Source organism: Exiguobacterium undae DSM 14481, assembly GCF_000620805.1.
Classification (GTDB): domain Bacteria; phylum Bacillota; class Bacilli; order Exiguobacteriales; family Exiguobacteriaceae; genus Exiguobacterium_A; species Exiguobacterium_A undae.
In genome coordinates, this window is sequence record NZ_KK211187.1 from 2,694,745 (window position 1) to 2,716,365 (window position 21,621).

Genomic DNA, 21,621 nt, shown 5'->3' on the forward strand with positions numbered 1-21,621 from the left:
TTCAAAGTTTGGCTTCTAGTTCTAATGCACCGATTGGTGTTGGATATTCGCCTGTGAAACAAGCCGTACATTGACCTTTTAACGGACCATCAAACGGGCGGTCGATTGCATTGACCATTCCGTTGACCGTCAGAAACTCAAGTGAATCGGCTCCGATTTCCCGGCAAATCTCACTTGGTGTCAAGCGGGCGGAAATCAGTTCATCTTTTGAGGATGTATCGATCCCGTAATAACACGGATTGGTGATGGGTGGTGCCGTGATGCGGACATGGACTTCGGTTGCCCCGGCTTCCCGTAACAGTCCGACGATGCGGCGGCTTGTCGTCCCGCGAACGATTGAATCATCGACCATGATGACCCGTTTGCCGTTGACGACACCCCGCAGTGCCGATAACTTCATCTTGACGCCGCGCTCACGGAGTTCTTGTGACGGTTGAATGAACGTCCGACCGACATAACGATTTTTGATCAATCCCATTTCATACGGGATGCCGCTCGCTTCCGCATACCCGATGGCAGCGGAAATACTCGAATCCGGCACTCCGGTGACGACGTCTGCCTCGACCGGTGCTTCTTCGAACATCTTTTTGCCAAGTGCTTTTCGTGCCGTATGGACGTTGACCCCATCAATCATCGAATCGGGACGGGAAAAGTAGATGTATTCCATCGAACACATCGCCCGCTCATGTGGTTCCATATATTGACGCGATGACATGCCGGACGTTGTGATGGTCACGAGCTCCCCAGGCTCGATATCCCGAATGAACTCGGCGCCGACGATGTCAAACGCACATGTTTCGGACGAAAAGACGATTCCGCCGTCCGGTGTTTTCCCGAGCGACAACGGCCGCAGACCGTGTGGATCAACGGCGACGTACAACGTATCTTCCGTCAAGAACAAGAACGCGAACGCGCCGACGAGTCGGGCCAGACTATCGGCAATCCGGTCTTCAAGCGTCGGTAACTTACTCCGTTTGACGAGGTGAGCGACAACTTCCGTATCACTCGTCGTTTGGAAAATCGCTCCCTCTGCTTCAAGCAGATGTTTTAACGAATCGGCATTGACGAGGTTCCCGTTGTGCGCAAGCGCCAAGTCGCCCGTCCGTGATTTAAAATGGAGCGGTTGTGTATTTTCAAGCGTATTTCCCCCAGCCGTCGAATAGCGGACATGTCCGATGGCGTGGTGCCCGGATAAAGAATCCAGTGTTTCTTGCGAAAAAACTTCCGTGACGAGCCCTTGTCCCCGATGCGGCAGGAGCAGTTTGCCGTCGCTTGCGACGATCCCTGCCCCTTCCTGTCCCCGGTGTTGCAGGCTGTGGAGTCCGTAATACGCCAGTTGCGCCGCTTCCGGTTGTCCAAAAATCCCGAACACCCCACACTCTTCATTTAATCCTTTGATGTCATATAACACGCGATCGCCCCTTCCCAGTCGGCTTGCAGTGTTGAACGTTTTGCTTCGATGAGTGTATCGCTTGTCTTGATTTGCAAAGCATCTTGATCGGTAACGTATCCTATTTTATGCGCCCCTGTAAGTTTTACGAAGGCTGCTTCCTGTTCCGGCTTCACCGTCACGACGAAACGTGATTGCGATTCACTGAACAGGTGCAGGGCTGGTCCGTCAAATGTCACGTCAAGACCAAGTGTCGTTCCGAATGTCATCTCGGCTAAGGCAACGGCGAGACCACCTTCTGCCACGTCATGGATCGCTGTGACTTGTCCCGCTTGAACCGCCGCTTGCAAAGCCAGTAAACGCTCTTGTTCGACGGCTAAGTCAATCTGCGGTGCTTTCCCGAATGATTTTTCGAATTGCAGGTATTGCAGTTCACTGCCGCCGAATTCTGCTGTCGTTTCTCCAAGCAGGTAAACAGCGTCGCCTGCTTGCTTGACGTGTTGTGTCGTAATCCATTCTGTCTGTTCGTGAAGACCGACCATCCCGACGACCGGCGTCGGATGGACTGCTTTGCCGGCGGATTCATTGTACAAGGAAACATTCCCGCCGATGACCGGCGTCTCGAGCACACGGCACGCTTCTGCCATTCCGGCCGTCGCTTGCTGTAGTTGCCAGAAGCCTTCCGGTTTATCCGGATTCCCGAAGTTCAGGCAATCGGTGATCGCCAGTGGTGTCGCACCACTCGCAACGATGTTGCGGGCTGCTTCGGCGACGGCAATCTGTCCGCCGACGAACGGATCGAGGTAAACGAAACGGCTGTTGCAGTCTGTCGTCATCGCGAGTGCTTTGTTCGTTCCGCGAACCCGGATGACGGCTGCATCAGAACCCGGTGCAACGACCGTTGACGTTTGAACCATATGATCGTATTGGTCGTAGACCCAACGTTTTGAAGCAATCGTCGGTTGTTTGAGCAAGGCACGCCATGTCTCGACCACATCGTCAACGACTGGTAACGTTTCCTCCATCGTTTGGAACTCTTCATAATATGCCGGGACACGGGATGGTTTGTTGTAGACCGGTGCTTCTTCCGCGAGTGCATCCACCGGTACTTCAGCGACGATTTTGCCGTGGTGAACGAGACGAAGGACTTTTTCATCGATGACTTCTCCGACATGCACTGCATGAAGTCCCCATTTGCTGACAATCGCTTCGATTTCCGATTCGCGTCCGCGTTCAACGACCAACAACATCCGTTCTTGTGATTCCGATAACATCATTTCATAAGCTGTCATGCCTGTTTCCCGTTGCGGGACATCATCCAGATGCATCTCGATGCCCATACCGGCTTTTGAAGCCATCTCGGCTGATGACGATGTCAGTCCGGCAGCTCCCATATCCTGCATGCCGACAAGCGCCGGATGACCAACGATTTCAAGACAGGCTTCGATCAAGAGTTTCTCCATGAACGGATCCCCGACCTGAACGGCCGGACGTTTCGCTTCCGTATCTTCCCCAAGATCTTCTGAAGCAAAGGTCGCTCCGTGAATCCCGTCGCGTCCGGTTGCGGCTCCGACGTACATGACCGAGTTCCCCGCCCCTTTGGCGAGACCCTTTTGAATGTCTTCATGGTTGATCAAGCCGATACACATCGCATTGACAAGCGGATTGCCCTCATACGAATGATCAAAGCCGACTTCTCCTCCGATCGTCGGAATCCCGACACAGTTCCCGTATCCGGCAATTCCAGCGACCACTTGTTCAAACAGTTGATTGACACGCGGTGTGCCGAGGTGTCCGAACCGAAGCGAGTTCATCAAGGCGACCGGACGGGCTCCCATCGAAAAGATATCGCGGATGATTCCACCGACACCGGTCGCTGCCCCTTGGTACGGTTCGACGGCTGACGGGTGGTTGTGACTCTCGATTTTAAAGACGACGGCTTGATTGTCCCCGATATCGACGACACCGGCTCCTTCACCCGGACCTTGCAGGACGCGTGGACCTGTCGTCGGAAACTGACGTAACACCGGCTTCGACGTCTTGTACGAACAGTGCTCCGACCACATGACGGAAAATAATCCGATTTCTGTGTAGTTCGGTTGGCGTCCGAGTAAGTTGACGACCATCTCATATTCCGCGTCGCTCAGTCCCATCGTTGCGTAGATCCGTTGTTCCTGAATTTGCTCCATCGTTGGTTCAGACTGTTGTTTTAACATGATGTGCCCCCTGTTTGACGAGTGAAGTGAATAACTTAAGTCCATCGGTTCCGCCGGTCAGCAGCTCAACTGCCCGTTCCGGGTGTGGCATCATGCCGAGAACATTCCCGGCTTTATTCGTGATGCCGGCGATATCGCCGCGTGATCCGTTCGGGTTATCGGTATACGTAAAGGCAATTTGTCGGTTCGTCTGTAACATCGCATACGTTGCATCGTCACAGTAGTAGTTGCCTTCTCCGTGTGCGATCGGAATCGTAATCGTTTCTTGCGCTGCATAATCCGACGTAAAACGCGTCTCATTGTTTTCGACCTTCAGTTCAACCGTCCGGCACATGAACTTCAGTCCCGTATTGCGGTGCAAGACACCCGGGAGAAGCCCGGCTTCAACAAGAATTTGGAATCCGTTGCAGATGCCGAGGACTGTTTTGCCTTCTGCCGCAAATCGTTTCACTTCCTCCATGATCGGTGAGAATTGAGCGATCGCGCCACACCGGAGATAGTCACCGTAGGAGAAGCCACCCGGTAACAGGACGCCGTCGTATCCTTCAAGGGACGTTTCCGTATGGAAGACGTAGTCCGCTTCTTCGCCGAGTGCGTCTTTGACAGCATGATACATATCTAGATCACAGTTCGATCCGGGAAAAACGATGACGGCAAACTTCATACGGTCGTCACCTCTTCTACGTCAAAACGGTAATCTTCCATCACAGTGTTGACGAGCAGTTTCTGACACATCTCATGAATCATCGCGTCCGTTGTCTCATCTGAAACGAGCAACTCAATCCGCTTGCCGATCCGAACTTCTTCGACCCCTGCAAAACCAAGCTGGCTGAGACCGCCTTTGACCGCGACACCTTGTGGATCTAAAATACTTTCTCGTAATGCGACCGCTACTGTAACCTTTTTCATTGTCCGTTTCCCCCTAGGCGATTGAATAGTGTTTGGTATGTGTCGATGAGTGATCCGATATTGCGGCGAAAAACGTCTTTGTCGAGGTGTTCGCCCGTTTCCTTATCCCATAACCGGCATGTATCCGGTGAGATTTCGTCTGCCAGCAAAATTTCGCCGGCCGGTGTTTTACCGTATTCCAGTTTAAAATCAACGAGCGTAATGCCCTTGTTATCAAAGTAGGGACGCAAGACGTCATTGACACGATGGGCTTCCTGTTCAAGCCGTAAAAGCTCTTCTGTAGTCGCAATCTTCAGTAAATTGATGTGTGCCGGTGTGACAAGCGGATCACCTAAGCTGTCATCTTTATAATAAAACTCGACGATCGGCGTCTCGAGCACCGTTCCTTCTTCGATGCCCAGCCGTTTACTGAGGCTGCCGGCGACGACGTTTCGCACGACGACCTCAAGTGGAATGATGGTGACACGACGTACGAGCTGTTCGCGCTCCGATGTCCGTTCAATGAAGTGGGTCGGAATTCCCGCCGCTGCGAGGACCTCAAAAAAGTGGCTCGTCAAGCGGTTGTTTAATTCTCCTTTACCGGCAAACTCTGCCTTCTTCTCTCCATTAAATGCTGTTGCCTCGTCTTTGTAGACGATGCGGAGCACATCCTGCTCCTGCGTCGTGTATAACCGTTTCGCCTTGCCTTCATAAAGTGGTTGCATCGATTTCGTCCCCCATGATCCTAAGATGTAGACGGGAGCTGAGCTCCCGTCCCAGGTTGATTAGTTCAAGCCACACCGTTCAAAGATTTCATCGACTCGGCTCGTATGATACGTTGGATCAAAACAAGCATCGAGTTCTTCTTCTGTAAAGAGTTGTTGAATGTCCGCTTCCTGCCATAAGACATCGCGGAACATGATTTGTTCTTCCCATGCCTGCATCGCCCGCGGTTGAACGAAATCGTAGGCCGCTTCACGTGACCAGCCTTTTTCGATCAAAGCGAGTAAGACGTGACCGGAGAAGATGACACCAAACGTCCGGTCCATGTTGCGTTTCATGTTTTCCGGGAACACCGTCAGATTTTTGATGATGTTACCGAACCGGTTCAACATATAGTTGAGTAATCCCGTCGCATCCGGCAAAATGATCCGTTCCGCAGACGAATGGGAGATATCCCGTTCATGCCACAGTGAGACATTTTCGTACGCTGTCACCATATGGCCGCGGATGACACGGGCAAGACCCGTCATGTTCTCCGAACCGATCGGATTCCGTTTGTGCGGCATCGCCGATGATCCCTTTTGACCTTTAGCGAAGAATTCTTCGACTTCACGGGTCTCCGTTTTTTGAAGACCACGAATTTCCGTCGCCATCTTTTCAATCGATGTCGCGATTAAGGCAATCGTCGACATGTAATGGGCATGACGATCACGTTGCAGGGTTTGCGTCGAGACCGGTGCCGGTTTCGTGCCAAGCTTCTCACAGACATATTTTTCGATGAACGGGTCGATGTTCGCAAACGTTCCGACCGCCCCCGACATCTTGCCGTATTCGACTGTTTCCCGTGCTGCCTCGAACCGGACTTTATTGCGTTTCATTTCTTCGTACCAAAGGGCCAGCTTCAGACCAAACGTCGTCGGCTCAGCGTGTACGCCGTGCGTACGTCCCATCATGACCGTATACTTATGTTCGTTGGCTTTGACCTTCAAGATTTCAATGAAACGATCAAGATCGGCCGCCAAGATATCATTGGCTTGTTTCAACAGATACGATAACGCCGTATCAACGACGTCCGTTGACGTCAGTCCGTAATGAACCCATTTGCGTTCTTCGCCCAGTGTCTCTGATACGGCACGTGTGAAGGCGATGACGTCGTGTCGTGTCTCTTGCTCGATTTCATTGATCCGATTGACATCAAAGGAAGCTTTTTCCCACAGCAACTGGACGTCTTCTTTTGGAATCACACCAAGCTCACTCCAGGCTTCACATGCTAAAATCTCAACTTTCAACCAGGCTTCGAATTTGTTCTGTTCTGTCCAGATCGCTTTCATTTCAGGACGTGTATAGCGTTCGATCATCTAACCGTCTCCTTCCATATCTGCAGGCGCGCAACTTCGGCCAACGCTTCTTCGACCGAATCAGCCAAGATGTTCAGATGCCCCATCTTCCGCCCCTGTTTTGCGTCCTGCTTTCCGTATAAATGGACTTTCGTCCGTGAGGATAACATCGGTAATGCCTCGTCTAATGCTGTGATATGTTGACCTAGGATGTTCGCCATGACGACCGGTGTCGTCAAGCGGGTATCGCCAAGCGGCAGTCCGCAGATGGCTCGTATGTGTTGCTCAAACTGTGACGTCTCGCACGCATCAATCGAATAATGACCCGAGTTGTGCGGACGCGGCGCCAGTTCGTTGACGATCAGTTCGGAACCGACGACGAACAGTTCGATTGCCAGTGTGCCGATCAAATCGACATCGTTCGCGAGACGCGTCGCCAGGTCAATCGCTTGGTGCTCCAAGTCGCTTGAGATGCGGGCGGGAACGATCGACAGATGCAGGATGTTGTCTTGATGGATATTTTCACTGACCGGGAAGACTTTTGTTTCCCGCTCGCTTCGCGTGACGATGACGGAAATCTCTTGGTCAAACGGCAACCACTTTTCGGCGACGTATGCTGTCGGTTCAAAACGGGCGACGGCCGTTTCTAGATCCAGTTCTGTTCGAATGACCGTCTGCCCTTTGCCGTCATAACCAAACCGGGCTGTTTTTAAGACGAAGGGAAGACCTAACTGCCGTTTTGCTTCGAGAAGATCATCGGTCGTCTGAACTGCCTGGTATGGTGCCACCTGGTAACCGAGCTGTTCCATCAGTTCCTTCTCACGAATCCGGTGTTGTGTCCGAAACAGAAGTTCGGTGCCGTGGATCAATTTACCACCGATGGCTTCCGCTACTTCGTGTGAGATGTTTTCAAACTCATACGTTACGACATCCGAGGCGTCAGCCAGTCGTTTTGCTGCCTCGACATCCGTGAACGGTGCCTGAATCTGTTGATCGGCAACTTGCGCACACGGTGCATTCTCCGTCGGATCCAGCGTGATAAGCGAATATCCCATTTGGCGTGCAGATAAAGCCATCATCCGCCCTAATTGTCCTCCGCCTAAGATTCCAATTCGTGTCATGTCAGATGCACCTCCGAAGCGATGACATCCCCTTCCAGTTCGACCCGCATATGATCTAAAGCCCGGGCAATCCGTTCATCGACGGTCGCAAGAATCTGAGCTGCAAGCAAACCGGCATTTTTCGCTCCAGCGTCTCCAATCGCAACGGTCGCGACCGGAACACCACCTGGCATCTGAACGATCGAGAGTAAGGAATCGATGCCTTGGAGTGCTTTGCTCTGAATCGGGACACCAATCACGGGGAGCGTTGTCTTCGCTGCCACCATTCCTGGAAGGTGGGCTGCCCCACCTGCACCGGCAATGATGACTTTTAATCCTCGTTCCCGAGCGGATTCCGCATAACGAAACATTAAGTCCGGTGTCCGGTGTGCGGAGACCACTTTCTTTTCGTATGCAATGTCCAATTGATCCAGTACATCACACGTTTTCTGCATGGTCACCCAATCCGATTGACTGCCCATGATGACTCCGATTTCCACCTTACTCATCTTCGTCTCCTCCTTTTTGCATAAAAAAAGCCCAAACCACGTCTAAAAGGGTGGCTTAGGGTATAAAAAGGTACGCCAAAAAACGATCGACGAACATCCATATACCCCATAGTCCAACGATTTAGGGTCGTCGGGTAGAAACTTGCAAGCCATATCCCTGCTATTATACGAGGTGTTATATTCAATCTTCCTATCACGCCTTCATCTTAACAAGACTGAACTCGATTCGTCAACCAAAGGCGAACAATTTAATTATCTGAAAATTCATCGTTCGGTTTTATACTTAATTTCTCCCATTTGGTTGGTTTTCCATTCGGAAATTTAAACTGCTGTCAACCTGACAGAAAGAAAAACTACTAAAAAAGACCACCCTCTCATAAAAGAAAGGATGGTCTTCGCGAAAAAACAATTCGATTCATGCGTTCTCAGATTCGAGTTTCGGCTTACAGTCAAAGATAATTTGTTGTCGGATAGGGTACGGTTCTCCGTTGGCATCAAGTCCAAAAATCGGTTCTTCCCGTCGAACGGTCGGACGATAACCCATGGCATCAATCCGATCAATGCACTCGCTGATCGTTTCATTTTCTTCTACGGCAACGCGCATTTTTTGTTTTTTTGCCATGAGTCTCACATTCCTTCCTTATTATATATAGGAAAAAAACCAAAAAAAGTCCATAAAAAAGCGGCGGCCCTTGAGCGTATGCTCCAGAACCACCGTTTGCCTGGCAACGTCCTATCCTCACAGGGGGAAGCCCCCAACTACTTTCGGCGTTCAAGTGCTTAACTTCCGTGTTCGGCATGGGAACGGGTGTGACCACTTGGCTATCGTCACCAGACGACGGGCTCGCGCCCTCAAAACTGAAGTCATCAACAAGATCATCTGCTAGAACAAGGCCTCGACCGATTAGTATCACTCAGCTCCGCATGTCGCCATGCTTCCACCCGTGACCTATCTACCTCATCGTCTCTGAGGGGTCTTTCTTGATTACTCAAAGGGAAATCTCATCTTGGAGGGGGCTTCATGCTTAGATGCTTTCAGCATTTATCCCGTCCGCACGTAGCTACCCAGCGATGCTCCTGGCGGAACAACTGGTACACCAGCGGTGCGTCCATCCCGGTCCTCTCGTACTAAGGACAGCTCTCCTCAAATTTCCTGCGCCCACGACGGATAGGGACCGAACTGTCTCACGACGTTCTGAACCCAGCTCGCGTACCGCTTTAATGGGCGAACAGCCCAACCCTTGGGACCTACTCCAGCCCCAGGATGCGATGAGCCGACATCGAGGTGCCAAACCTCCCCGTCGATGTGGACTCTTGGGGGAGATCAGCCTGTTATCCCCAGGGTAGCTTTTATCCGTTGAGCGATGGCCCTTCCATGCGGAACCACCGGATCACTAAGCCCGACTTTCGTCCCTGCTCGACTTGTAGGTCTCGCAGTCAAGCTCCCTTCTGCCTTTGCGCTCTACGAATGATTTCCAACCATTCTGAGGGAACCTTTGGGCGCCTCCGTTACTGTTTAGGAGGCGACCGCCCCAGTCAAACTACCCGCCTGACACGGTCCTCCAGCCGGATGACGGCTGCGAGTTAGAGACTCTATGCATGAAGGGCGGTATCCCAAGGGTGACTCCTCCGAAGCTGGCGCTCCGGTCTCGACGTCTCCCGCCTATCCTGTACATCATGCACAAAGCCTCAATATCAGGCTGTAGTAAAGCTCCATGGGGTCTTTCCGTCCTGTCGCGGGTAACCTGCATCTTCACAGGTACTATGATTTCACCGGGTCTCTCGTTGAGACAGTGCCCAAATCGTTACGCCTTTCGTGCGGGTCGGAACTTACCCGACAAGGAATTTCGCTACCTTAGGACCGTTATAGTTACGGCCGCCGTTTACTGGGGCTTCGGTTCAAAGCTTCGCTTGCGCTAACCCATCCCCTTAACCTTCCAGCACCGGGCAGGCGTCAGCCCCTATACGTCATCTTGCGATTTAGCAGAGACCTGTGTTTTTGCTAAACAGTCGTTTGGGCCTATTCACTGCGGCTCTACTCATGTAGAGCGTCCCTTCTCCCGAAGTTACGGGACCATTTTGCCGAGTTCCTTAACGAGAGTTATCCCGCGCGTCTTAGAATTCTCATCCCGCCTACCTGTGTCGGTTTACGGTACTGGCACCTTCCACCTCACTAGAGGCTTTTCTTGGCAGTGTGAAATCGTGACCTTCGTCCCTACGGGACTCCGCATCGTTCCTCGACTTTGATGCCTGACGGATTTGCCAATCAGACGGTCTCGAAACTTACACATGCACTTCCATCCGCATGCGTCACTATCCTCCTGCGTCCCCCCATTGTTCAAACGGTGGATCGGTGGTACAGGAATATCAACCTGTTATCCATCGCCTACGCCTTTCGGCCTCGGCTTAGGTCCAGACTAACCCTGAGCGGACGAGCCTTCCTCAGGAAACCTTGGGCTTTCGACGGAGGGGATTCTCACCCCTCTTTTCGCTACTCACACCGGCATTCTCACTTCCAAACGCTCCACTGCTCCTTACGGTACAGCTTCACAGCGGTTTGGAACGCTCCCCTACCATTCCTTACGGAATCCGCAGCTTCGGTGGTATGTTTAGCCCCGTTACATTTTCGGCGCGGCGCCACTCGACTAGTGAGCTATTACGCACTCTTTGAATGGTGGCTGCTTCTAAGCCAACATCCTAGCTGTCTAGGCAGCGCCACATCCTTTTCCACTTAACATACACTTTGGGACCTTAGCTGGCGGTCTGGGCTGTTTCCCTCTTGACTACGGATCTTATCACTCGCAGTCTGACTCCCGAGTATAAGTTGCCGGCATTCGGAGTTTAACTGAATTCGGTAACCCTGTGGGGGCCCCTAGTCCAATCAGTGCTCTACCTCCGGAACTCTCAACCTCGAGGCTAGCCCTAAAGCTATTTCGGGGAGAACCAGCTATCTCCAGGTTCGATTGGCATTTCACCGCTACCCACACCTCATCCCCGCACTTTTCAACGTGCGTGGGTTCGGACCTCCAGTCAGTGTTACCTGACCTTCATCCTGGACATGGGTAGATCACCTGGTTTCGGGTCTACGACAACGCACTATGGCGCCCTATTCAGACTCGCTTTCGCTACGGCTCCGCCTCATCAGCTTAACCTCGCGCGCTATCGTAACTCGCCGGTTCATTCTACAAAAGGCACGCCATCACCCATTAACGGGCTCTGACTACTTGTAGGCATACGGTTTCAGGATCTATTTCACTCCCCTTCCGGGGTGCTTTTCACCTTTCCCTCACGGTACTGGTTCACTATCGGTCACTAGGGAGTATTTAGCCTTGGGAGATGGTCCTCCCGGATTCCGACGGGGTTTCACGTGTCCCGCCGTACTCAGGATCCACTCTGGAGGGAAAACAGTTTCAGCTACAGGGCTGTCACCTTCTTCGGCCGACCTTTCCAGGTCGTTCACCTACTGTCTTCCTTTTTGACTCCGTATAGAGTGTCCTACAACCCCGGAGAGCATGCTCTCCGGTTTGGGCTGTTCCCGTTTCGCTCGCCGCTACTCAGGGAATCGCATTTGCTTTCTCTTCCTCCGGGTACTTAGATGTTTCAGTTCCCCGGGTCTGCCTCACATTACACTATGTATTCATGTAACATGTCCCATCCCATTACGGATGGTGGGTTCCCCCATTCGGAAATCCTCGGATCAAAGCATACTTACTGCTCCCCGAAGCATATCGCTGTTCGTCGCGTCCTTCATCGGCTCCTAGTGCCAAGGCATCCACCGTACGCCCTTCATACCTTGATCTAGCATTTTGGTATTCTAAGAACACACGTCTAATGACATGGTTATAAAAAGTTTGATGTCTTGTTGATGTCTTCAGTTTTCAAGGTGCGAGTGTCTCTATCGAGACTGAGAGACGAGCTCTCAAAACTGAACGATGGGCATGTCCCGTAAGGGACGTTTTCCTTAGAAAGGAGGTGATCCAGCCGCACCTTCCGATACGGCTACCTTGTTACGACTTCACCCCAATCATCTACCCCACCTTCGACGGCTGGCTCCTTGCGGTTACCTCACCGGCTTCGGGTGTTGCAAACTCTCGTGGTGTGACGGGCGGTGTGTACAAGACCCGGGAACGTATTCACCGCAGTATGCTGACCTGCGATTACTAGCGATTCCGACTTCATGCAGGCGAGTTGCAGCCTGCAATCCGAACTGGGAACGGCTTTCTGGGATTGGCTCCACCTCGCGGTCTCGCTGCCCTTTGTACCGTCCATTGTAGCACGTGTGTAGCCCAACTCATAAGGGGCATGATGATTTGACGTCATCCCCACCTTCCTCCGGTTTGTCACCGGCAGTCTCCCTAGAGTGCCCAACTAAATGCTGGCAACTAAGGATAGGGGTTGCGCTCGTTGCGGGACTTAACCCAACATCTCACGACACGAGCTGACGACAACCATGCACCACCTGTCACCCTTGTCCCCGAAGGGAAAACTTGATCTCTCAAGCGGTCAAGGGGATGTCAAGAGTTGGTAAGGTTCTTCGCGTTGCTTCGAATTAAACCACATGCTCCACCGCTTGTGCGGGTCCCCGTCAATTCCTTTGAGTTTCAGCCTTGCGGCCGTACTCCCCAGGCGGAGTGCTTAATGCGTTAGCTTCAGCACTGAGGGGCGGAAACCCCCCAACACCTAGCACTCATCGTTTACGGCGTGGACTACCAGGGTATCTAATCCTGTTTGCTCCCCACGCTTTCGCGCCTCAGCGTCAGTTACAGACCAAAGAGTCGCCTTCGCCACTGGTGTTCCTCCACATCTCTACGCATTTCACCGCTACACATGGAATTCCACTCTTCTCTTCTGTACTCAAGCCTTCCAGTTTCCAATGACCCTCCCCGGTTGAGCCGGGGGCTTTCACATCAGACTTAAAAGGCCGCCTGCGCGCGCTTTACGCCCAATAATTCCGGACAACGCTTGCCACCTACGTATTACCGCGGCTGCTGGCACGTAGTTAGCCGTGGCTTTCTCGCAAGGTACCGTCATAGCATGAGCATTACCTCTCATACCTGTTCTTCCCTTACAACAGAGTTTTACGATCCGAAAACCTTCATCACTCACGCGGCGTTGCTCCATCAGACTTTCGTCCATTGTGGAAGATTCCCTACTGCTGCCTCCCGTAGGAGTCTGGGCCGTGTCTCAGTCCCAGTGTGGCCGATCACCCTCTCAGGTCGGCTATGCATCGTCGCCTTGGTGGGCCATTACCCCACCAACTAGCTAATGCACCGCAAGGCCATCCCAAGGTGACGCCGAAGCGCCTTTCATCATCAGACCATGCGGTCTGAAGAACTATTCGGTATTAGCTCCGATTTCTCGGAGTTATCCCAATCCTTGGGGCAGGTTCCTTACGTGTTACTCACCCGTCCGCCGCTCATTCCCTTCACTTCCCTCCGAAGAGTTCCGTGAGCTTCCTGCGCTCGACTTGCATGTATTAGGCACGCCGCCAGCGTTCGTCCTGAGCCAGGATCAAACTCTCCATAAAGTGTTTGACTTGCTCGTTGTGTGACCGAAGTCACGTTGACGAAGCTTGCGCTTCATTCATTGTTTGTATCCGAAGATACGTTTTTTGCCTCATCGTTCAGTTTTCAAAGTTCGTCATTTCTTTTGCGTCGTGTTAGCGACTTTAATAGATTAACAGGTTCTTTCGATTATGTCAACCATGTTTTAGAAAAGATTTTTCAGCCCCAACAAACCGTTTATAAAAGGCGTCTCGCTGGAACATTTATTAATATAACAACAAAATTCGACAAACACAAGCATTATTTCAAAAAAACTTTACAAAGGATTCAAAAACCCTTTGTAAAGCCTTTAAAGTCTTAACATGCTGATTGCGGTAAAGACAATGTTTGCCGGTCGTTCTGCCAAACGTTTCATCAGATACGTATACCAATCGACACCATGCGGCACATAGATGACGACACGGTATCCCTCATCGACTAATTCCTTTTGACGATTCGGCCGCATTCCTTGCAGCATCTGGAACTCGAATTGATCGAATCCAATCCCTTGTTGATGCACGAACCGAATGATTTCTTGGATCATGTCTTCGTCATGTGTCGCCACCTGCGTATAACATCCTTGTAACAGGTTGTGTTTAACCAGTTGTAAATAGGTCGCGTCCACAGTTTCTTTTCGTTCAATATAAATATCTTCCGGACCGGTATATGCCCCCTTGACGACACGAACGGTGGATTGCAAGCGTTCGAGATCAAAACGTGTCCGGTATAAATTGGCTTGCAAGGCAATCCCGACATTTGCGAACCGCTGTCGCAACTGTTCAAAGACTTGGATGATCGTCTCACAAACAGCCTCTTCTTCCATATTAACTGTCACACGCATCCCAAACTGTTCTGCCGTTTCTAAAATTCGGGTCATTTGTGTAACCGCGATCCGCGGATCGAGTCGTAATCCGACGGATGTGAGTTTCAGCGAGACTTGAGCATTCAGTCCCTCCTCTGAAATTCGATGGATGACTTTAATGCATTCATCAGCGATCGCTGCTGCATCGCGTTCCGATTCAATGAATTCACCCAAACAATCGACCGTTACCGCCCGTCCATCTTCATTAAACGTTCGAACTGTGTCAATGGTTTCTTCCGTCCGTTGTCCACCGACAAAAAACGTTCCACCTAAAGGTAAACCGACTTTACGCGCCACCTGAATCAACCGTTCGTCCTCCGCCAAGTATTCAAAGACGGGACCTGTAATCTTTTCAATCATGGAAACACCTCCTCTTAGTCCCCTTTCCCTCATGTATAAAAAAAACGCCTTTCTTCTATATAGAAGAAAGACGTCATTACAAACTGAAAGAATTAGTGTAACCAGATGAAGTACGCGAGGAATCCAAGCGACATCACATACATGATCGGATGGACTTCTTTTCCGCGTCCCTTTGCGATCATCGTGATCGGATAGAACAAGAATCCAAAAGCGATCCCGGTTGCGATCGAGTACGTGAGCGGCATCATGATGACCGTCAAGAAAGCCGGAACCGCATATTCGAACTTCTTCCAGTCAATCTGGAGAAGGGACGAAGCCATCAGTACACCGACGATGATCAAGGCCGGCGCTGTGACCGGTGCCGTGATGACGGCAAGTAATGGCGAGAAGAACAAGGCAAGTCCGAAAAATAACCCTGTAACGATCGCCGTCATTCCTGAACGACCACCCGCTGCGACACCTGCACTTGATTCAATGTACGAGACTGTCGTCGATGTTCCGAGGATTGAACCCGCAACTGTTGCTGTCGAGTCAGCGATCAAGGCACGACCGGCACGTGGGACTTTATTTTCTTTAATCAATCCTGCTTGGTTCGCGACGGCAACCAGTGTACCTGCTGTATCAAAGAAATCAACGAAGAAGAACGTCAGGATGACAATCGCCATTTGAACCGTGAAAATTTCGTTGAAGTGTAAGAACGCTTGACCGAATGTCGGCGCGATGCTTGGTGGTGCTGAGACAATCTCACCAAGACTTGATGGAACCGGAATCAGACCAAAGATCATACCGGCGATTGCCGTCAAAATCATTCCGAAGAAAATCGCACCTTTGACACCACGTGTCATTAAGATGGCCGAAACCACTAAACCGAAGACGGCAAGTAATGTCGTTCCTTGACCAAGGTTACCGAGTGAGACGAGCGTGGCTTCGTTGGCAACAACGATACCGCCTGTTTTTAAACCGATGAAAGCAATGAATAAACCGATTCCGGCAGCAACTGCCATTTTAAGCGGTTCAGGAATCGCATTGATGATCGTTTCGCGGATACCAGACGCTGTTAACACCATGAAGACAAGACCGGATACCAGGACACCGGATAAAGCGGTCTCCCACGGAATGCCCATCCCGATGACGACGCTGTAAGCGAAGAACGCGTTGAGTCCCATGCCGGGCGCCAAGGCAATCGGATAGTTGGCGAGTAAGCCCATCGTGACCGAACCGATGATTGCAACGAGTGCGGTTGCGCCGAAGACCGCTCCGGCATCCATTCCCGCTTCGGCAAGCGTGTTCGGATTGACGAACAAGATGTACGCCATTGCGAAGAAGGTCGTCATACCGGCGATGAACTCTGTCCGCATATTCGTACCGAGTCCATTAAAATCGAAGTACCGCGCGATCGCGTTCTCCTTTGGTTTAGGTTGCTGCTGTTTCAACTGTGTGCTCATGGTTGCCCTCTTTCCAAATAAGCCGTCTCAAGAAACGAAAAAAACGGCAGTTACCTAAGCGGTAAAAGCCGTTTCGTTAAGCGCACACCAGAATCAGTGCACGCCGTAGTAGGAACCTTTAAGGTGTTCCTGTAGAGACTTCCGGGCCATATCCCCAGAATTATACGGCATTATTTTTTGTTTTTTAGTGGATGATTAAAATAAGAACAGACACATCGTAGCACGCTCTAAATCACCGGTCAACCATAAAAACGAAATTTAGTCGTTCAAATAATCCGAACGTTCGGTTTTGGAAGCGTTTTTTTAGACTAACTGACTTTTCCCGAGTTTTTCTTCTCGCGGTTGTTTTGTTTTAATCACAACTTATCTGTATGCCTTTAGATATTTGTCAGTTACAAAGTTACTTTGATCCAGCTTCGAATTCAACAGTATATTTTTCTATAAATGAATCGTGTTCAAAATAAAAGCTTTTTAGTAATCCAGCAACCGTTGGCTTATCATAAGAACAAGATGCTACTTGAGTAATAAACGCTCCTAAATTTCCTCTTAACTCTTCTAGTTTTTCTTTTGTAATAATTCTTGTAGTTGCATGAGGTGTTGCCGCGTACTCGAAACGATTATACGGATGTATCATAATTGGTATTTTCTTAGAGATTAAAGGATAATGACTTTCAAACCAAACTAGAGAACCATTTAATTGATTACAGTATTTTTTAGAAATACTTGATGTTGTAGCCTCGTTTTTACACTCAATAATAAAAGCTGAATTTTCTCCAGTTGCCCATAAATTATCTGGACCTTTGTTAAATTCATTTTCAGGTCTTTGTGAAATAAATCCTAAATGATCACCCAAGTCTTTTATAGCTTGTTCAAAATTATTCGCAGAGTAATTGACAAATTGCAATTTTTCCACAACCGCTTTAAAACCCAATACATACTCATTAGTACTCGAGTAGGAGCTAGTATTGAAATTAATAATTCTGTCTACTTGAGAAGCGTTGATAAATTGAACCTTACTATAAGCGATTCCGCTTATAGGGTAAGGTAAAGCGCTGTTTAAATTCTTAGAGTTTATTACCATTTCCTGCGCAGCTACATTATTATAAAAATTAGTATATCTAGCCAACTTGTATTTGAGATAACCTTTCGTTTTTCCGCTAGTCTTATTTACTAATTCTTGAATAATTTGCGAAGATTTTTGATAATTTCTATTCTTAGCTAAATCGAATGCTTTTTTCTGTTCAAGAGTGTCGTTGGCAAAAGTCAGTTTGGGGTTATACTTGACTTTTAATATCGTAGCATTATGCAAAGTAACCCATTCTGGATCTCTGTTTAAGCAATACTTAATAGTTGCATCTATTTCTTCCAATTCTCCGTTTTCAATTTCTTTGTTGATCATTCTTGAAAGTTCTAGTTGTTTTCTAGTCGCTTCTGTAAAAGCATTTTTTGCATCAGGTGCATATAAAGCTTTTACAAGAGAATTCCCCATTAAAAAGACCACACAATAGTCTTCTTTAGAACGTACACCACGCCCCATGCCCTGTTCTATTCTTTGAACTTTATCAATTAAGCTTTGACGGCTTCCACTTAGAGCTACTTCTTCAAACTTCCCAAATAAGCCTCTTGCGTCTGGCAGACCATCCAACACAAGTACTTCGCAAGCATTTCTAGGCAAGTCGATACCATCGTATCTATTGATCAAAACAACTAACCCGACATGTCTATCCTTTAGTCTTTGGGTAGTTCGAATCAACTCGCGTTGCTCTTTAACTATGACATCAGCAACGTCATTCCAAAATCTTGATCTATATTCAGAAGGTACTAATACCACAACATTTTTATTAGCTGATAAACTTTTGAAATAACCTTTTAACTCGTTGTCAGTGATTTCAGGATTGATTTCTTGCGGAATAACAATAAGCCGCTCTCCAATATCATTTGCCTTCTTAGGTGTTATCGCTGCCTCTACACTCGTACTTTCGATATTGAAATGAGACACTAATACAGTATCATCTTCGATTGTTGCACTCATAAAAATTCTTCGAGGACACTCATTAAAGCTGGGAATTACTTCGATTGGCAAAAAATCTACGTTAATCACTATCTCTTCTGAAGAAATAATACAATCTGATAAACTTAAATTATCTTTTATTAATGCCCAATTGTAAAACAAACTTGAATTATTTTCACTATTATCTTCACGTTGAGAATGAAGAAGTTTTGTAATATCAGCAATTTTTTCTTGCCAGTCCCAAAATGGTATTAATTGTTGAACTCCTCTATCTTTATCTTCCAATTCTAGTAATCTACTTTCACTTTGGTGCTTAATCGTATCTCTAAATATTTCAAAAATCGAATTGTATAATGAATTACTATGAGGTATAGAAATTGCAAATTGTGATTTTGCAATTTTCATACATGCATGTGCATCATCTACTACTAAACATCCGATGTGTTTTCTCATTTCATTTATCCCGAAAACAGATCTACCATTAATAATTTTATGTATATTGATTACTAATATAGCTTCTCCCGTTTCAAAGTCCGTATCATTAGGATCTTTTGTAACCTTGATACCCAAGTCATTAGCCTCTCTAAAAATTTGTTCAATCAAGTAATTGTCTGGAACAATATATACAGCAGGACCTTTGCCGTCATTTAAATATGATTTTAAAATAAGTAGTCCTATTAGAGTTTTACCACTACCAGTATTCATTTTAATAATTGTATTATCTTCATTAAAACTGGTATCGTACCACTCCTCTAGTACTTCGACCTGAGGATGCCTAAGTAAAGCTTTATACTTTTCGTTTTTATTAGGTAATAGGTCAAATATCTCAATCGGATTAGTAACTGACGAATTTAACGCATCGTTTAATAACTTTTCAAAGTTTAACATTTTCTCAATCATCTCCTTATTTTCAAAGCTTTCAATTCTATAATACTCTTTTTGTAAAAAAATTGTTATTTCAACACTAATTATTTTCCTTTTTTTAAAACATATTTCCTCTTAAAATTAAACCATTGATAAGGAAACTGTATATCAACAGTTTCAGCAAAAACAGATAACATACCGGATATCGCTTTCCAATTGATTTCGATATATCAAACGTATCGCTGATTTTTACAAAATCAACTTCTTTCTCTTTAATTCATTCAGTCCAATCAGATAATTATTTTATCTCACACAATCTTCCAACCCTAAATTTTCTTGCATAAAGTCCTTCCACCTCATCAATCGCCAGATGCACATCTCGATATATCGTGGTCTCCTCCCTTGAATTTATTGAGTCAGTTTAAAATCGTCTAACAGTTCCATGATTTTGTTCACAAAAAAAGCCCCCTTCCATTCACAAATCATGTGAACAAAAGAGAGCTTCATTTTGAAATAAAGTTGTTGAAGGTGACACGGTCTTCCTTTCACCTGTCCCCTTTAACACGTTGGTAGGACAGGCTTCATGAGACGAATCCCCTCATCAAGTCTAGTTCTTATTCCCACTCAATCGTTGAAGGTGGTTTCGACGTCACATCGTACAGGACGCGGTTAACGTTCTGAACTTCGTTGACGATCCGAACCGAAATCTTCTCGAGCACGTCCCACGGGATGCGTGCCCAGTCCGACGTCATGCCGTCAATCGACGTGACAGCACGGATTCCGACTGCATAGTCGTATGTCCGCTCGTCACCCATGACACCCACTGAACGAAGTGGTGGCAAGACCGTGAAGTACTGCCAGATCTCGCGTTCGAGACCGGCTTTTTTGATTTCATCGCGGAGGATGAAATCGGATTCCCGGACGATTTCGAGTTTCTCGTCTGTGATTTCACCGAGGACACGAATTCCGAGACCTGGTCCCGGGAACGGTTGACGCCAGACGATTTCGTCCGACAATCCAAGTTCTTTTCCGAGTTCGCGGACTTCGTCCTTGAACAACGTGTTGATCGGCTCAATCAACTTGAACTGCATGTCTTCCGGTAATCCACCAACGTTGTGGTGTGATTTGATCGTTTGGGCCGTATCGGTTCCACTTTCGATGATATCCGTATAAAGCGTTCCTTGGGCAAGGAAGTCCATATCCGTTAACTTCGACGCTTCTTCATCGAAGACATACACGAATTCGTTCCCGATGATTTTCCGTTTTTCTTCCGGATCCGAAACGCCTTTTAACTTGTTCAGGAAACGGTCCTGCGCGTCAATCTTGATGACGTTCATGTGGAAGTGGTCCGCAAATGTCTTCATGACACTTTCGGCTTCCCCTTTACGCAAGAGACCGTGATCGACGAACATACATGTCAATTGGTCACCGATTGCAGCGTGAATGAGTGCCGCGACAACAGAAGAATCGACGCCGCCTGAAAGCGCACAAAGGACTTTTTTGTCGCCGACTTCTTCTTTGATCTTCGCGATTTCGATTTCGATGAAGTTCTCCATCGACCAGTCGCCTGTACACTGACAGACTTCAAACAGGAAGTTCTTCAAGAGTTCTTTGCCGAACATCGTGTGGTTCACTTCCGGATGATACTGGACACCATACATTTTCAGTTCTTCGTTCTTGATTGAAGCAATTGGGCACGAGACGTTTGTTCCATCGACGACGAAACCGTTTGGTACCGACGTGACGAGGTCACTGTGGCTCATCCAAACCGTCTGTTCGAGCGGCAGGTTCGCATACATCGGTGATGGATCGTTGAGTGTCAACGTCGCTTTTCCGTACTCGCGGTGTCCGGCACGTTCGACCGTTCCACCAAAGTGTTGCGACATCAATTGCATACCGTAACAAATTCCGAAAATCGGAATGCCGAGGTCAAAGATTTCTGGATCACAGCGGTACGCGTCTTCTGCGTAGACACTCCGTGGTCCACCGGAGAAGATGATACCGGCTGGTGCGATGTCTTTTACTTCCGCTGCAGTGATCTTATGCGAATGCAGTTCACTGTAAACTCCGAGATCACGGATGCGGCGTGTGATCAATTGATTGTACTGACCTCCAAAGTCGAGGACGAGGATCATTTCTTGGTCCAAATGTGCTTCCAAATCTATTCCCGCCTTTCCAATTTCATGCGTACCCCGATGAAAAAAGCCCACTCTTCCCCCATAGATAAAATGGAAAAAGAGCAGGCCGCTTCACAAAAAGTGTATACGAAGGGTCTGCTCCTTCATAGTCAGGTCGTTTAAGGTGACCCGGTAGAGACTCTCACGCCATATTCGCGAGTATATACAAAGGAGATGCATGTATGATTTACGTTGT

Annotated in this window: 13 protein-coding genes, 3 rRNA genes and 3 riboswitches; all 16 genes read right to left on the reverse strand. The window is 48.5% G+C overall.

The genetic code is table 11. From position 1 onward, the window contains the following. Position 1: 1 nt before the first annotated feature. Complete coding sequence (gene purF / locus P397_RS0114690; protein WP_026833967.1) at positions 2-1,411, reverse strand: amidophosphoribosyltransferase; 1,410 nt, start codon at positions 1,409-1,411, stop codon at positions 2-4. After that, positions 1,387-3,606 (reverse strand): phosphoribosylformylglycinamidine synthase subunit PurL, encoded by a 2,220-nt coding sequence (gene purL / locus P397_RS0114695; protein ID WP_028106993.1) that lies wholly within the window; start codon positions 3,604-3,606, stop codon positions 1,387-1,389. Before purL ends, purF begins: the two co-directional genes overlap by 25 nt. Then, positions 3,587-4,270, reverse strand: a complete 684-nt coding sequence (gene purQ, locus P397_RS0114700; protein WP_028106994.1) for a phosphoribosylformylglycinamidine synthase subunit PurQ — start codon at positions 4,268-4,270, stop codon at positions 3,587-3,589. Before purQ ends, purL begins: the two co-directional genes overlap by 20 nt. Continuing rightward, entirely contained in the window at positions 4,267-4,515 is a 249-nt protein-coding gene (purS, locus tag P397_RS0114705) for a phosphoribosylformylglycinamidine synthase subunit PurS (RefSeq protein WP_026829308.1), read from the reverse strand. Before purS ends, purQ begins: the two co-directional genes overlap by 4 nt. Then, complete coding sequence (gene purC, locus P397_RS0114710) at positions 4,512-5,219, reverse strand: phosphoribosylaminoimidazolesuccinocarboxamide synthase (RefSeq protein ID WP_026833970.1); 708 nt, start codon at positions 5,217-5,219, stop codon at positions 4,512-4,514. The genes purS and purC overlap by 4 nt, the downstream gene beginning before the upstream one ends. A gap of 60 nt (positions 5,220-5,279) precedes the next feature. Beyond that, positions 5,280-6,575: an adenylosuccinate lyase gene (gene purB, locus P397_RS0114715; protein ID WP_028106995.1), complete on the reverse strand. Its 1,296-nt coding sequence runs from the start codon at positions 6,573-6,575 to the stop codon at positions 5,280-5,282. Continuing rightward, positions 6,572-7,675 (reverse strand): 5-(carboxyamino)imidazole ribonucleotide synthase, encoded by a 1,104-nt coding sequence (gene purK, locus P397_RS0114720; RefSeq protein ID WP_028106996.1) that lies wholly within the window; start codon positions 7,673-7,675, stop codon positions 6,572-6,574. The genes purB and purK overlap by 4 nt, the downstream gene beginning before the upstream one ends. Continuing rightward, positions 7,672-8,163, reverse strand: a complete 492-nt coding sequence (purE, locus tag P397_RS0114725; protein ID WP_026833973.1) for a 5-(carboxyamino)imidazole ribonucleotide mutase — start codon at positions 8,161-8,163, stop codon at positions 7,672-7,674. Before purE ends, purK begins: the two co-directional genes overlap by 4 nt. A gap of 89 nt (positions 8,164-8,252) precedes the next feature. Next, a riboswitch (purine riboswitch) is annotated at positions 8,253-8,354 on the reverse strand. Positions 8,355-8,578: 224 nt separating this feature from the next. Then, complete coding sequence (locus P397_RS0114730; protein ID WP_026833974.1) at positions 8,579-8,785, reverse strand: NETI motif-containing protein; 207 nt, start codon at positions 8,783-8,785, stop codon at positions 8,579-8,581. 98 nt (positions 8,786-8,883) lie between these two features. Continuing rightward, positions 8,884-8,999, reverse strand: a 5S ribosomal RNA gene (gene rrf, locus P397_RS0114735). A gap of 48 nt (positions 9,000-9,047) precedes the next feature. After that, a 23S ribosomal RNA gene (locus P397_RS0114740) occupies positions 9,048-11,962 on the reverse strand. Positions 11,963-12,128: 166 nt separating this feature from the next. Then, a 16S ribosomal RNA gene (locus tag P397_RS0114745) occupies positions 12,129-13,690 on the reverse strand. Together the 16S, 23S and 5S rRNA genes form the textbook arrangement of a ribosomal RNA operon. Before the next feature lie 326 nt (positions 13,691-14,016). Further along, positions 14,017-14,928, reverse strand: coding sequence for a proline dehydrogenase family protein (locus tag P397_RS0114750; RefSeq protein ID WP_035414260.1), 912 nt, complete (start codon positions 14,926-14,928; stop codon positions 14,017-14,019). Between the two features lie 92 nt (positions 14,929-15,020). Then, a complete protein-coding gene (locus P397_RS0114755; RefSeq protein ID WP_026833976.1) occupies positions 15,021-16,325 on the reverse strand; it encodes an NCS2 family permease in 1,305 nt (434 codons plus the stop codon). Between the two features lie 134 nt (positions 16,326-16,459). Then, positions 16,460-16,561, reverse strand: a riboswitch (purine riboswitch). Positions 16,562-16,773: 212 nt separating this feature from the next. After that, positions 16,774-19,272 carry a DEAD/DEAH box helicase family protein gene (locus P397_RS0114760; protein ID WP_028106998.1) on the reverse strand — a complete coding sequence of 833 codons (2,499 nt, stop codon included), beginning with the start codon at positions 19,270-19,272 and terminating at the stop codon, positions 16,774-16,776. Positions 19,273-19,862: 590 nt separating this feature from the next. Next, positions 19,863-21,383 (reverse strand): glutamine-hydrolyzing GMP synthase, encoded by a 1,521-nt coding sequence (gene guaA / locus P397_RS0114770; protein WP_035387773.1) that lies wholly within the window; start codon positions 21,381-21,383, stop codon positions 19,863-19,865. A 129-nt stretch (positions 21,384-21,512) separates the two neighbouring features. Further along, positions 21,513-21,614: riboswitch (purine riboswitch) on the reverse strand. Positions 21,615-21,621 lie beyond the last annotated feature (7 nt).

What these genes read in the sequence shown, in the direction of transcription:
- purL (WP_028106993.1), bottom strand. Translation starts at nt 3,606, where the DNA reads ATGTTAAAACAACAGTCTGAACCAACGATGGAGCAAATTCAGGAACAA.
- P397_RS0114760 (WP_028106998.1), bottom strand. Translation starts at nt 19,272, where the DNA reads ATGTTAAACTTTGAAAAGTTATTAAACGATGCGTTAAATTCGTCAGTT.
- guaA (WP_035387773.1), bottom strand. Translation starts at nt 21,383, where the DNA reads ATGATCCTCGTCCTCGACTTTGGAGGTCAGTACAATCAATTGATCACA.
- purS (WP_026829308.1), bottom strand. Translation starts at nt 4,515, where the DNA reads ATGAAAAAGGTTACAGTAGCGGTCGCATTACGAGAAAGTATTTTAGAT.
- P397_RS0114730 (WP_026833974.1), bottom strand. Translation starts at nt 8,785, where the DNA reads ATGGCAAAAAAACAAAAAATGCGCGTTGCCGTAGAAGAAAATGAAACG.
- purB (WP_028106995.1), bottom strand. Translation starts at nt 6,575, where the DNA reads ATGATCGAACGCTATACACGTCCTGAAATGAAAGCGATCTGGACAGAA.
- purE (WP_026833973.1), bottom strand. Translation starts at nt 8,163, where the DNA reads ATGAGTAAGGTGGAAATCGGAGTCATCATGGGCAGTCAATCGGATTGG.
- purQ (WP_028106994.1), bottom strand. Translation starts at nt 4,270, where the DNA reads ATGAAGTTTGCCGTCATCGTTTTTCCCGGATCGAACTGTGATCTAGAT.
- purC (WP_026833970.1), bottom strand. Translation starts at nt 5,219, where the DNA reads ATGCAACCACTTTATGAAGGCAAGGCGAAACGGTTATACACGACGCAG.
- purK (WP_028106996.1), bottom strand. Translation starts at nt 7,675, where the DNA reads ATGACACGAATTGGAATCTTAGGCGGAGGACAATTAGGGCGGATGATG.
- P397_RS0114750 (WP_035414260.1), bottom strand. Translation starts at nt 14,928, where the DNA reads ATGATTGAAAAGATTACAGGTCCCGTCTTTGAATACTTGGCGGAGGAC.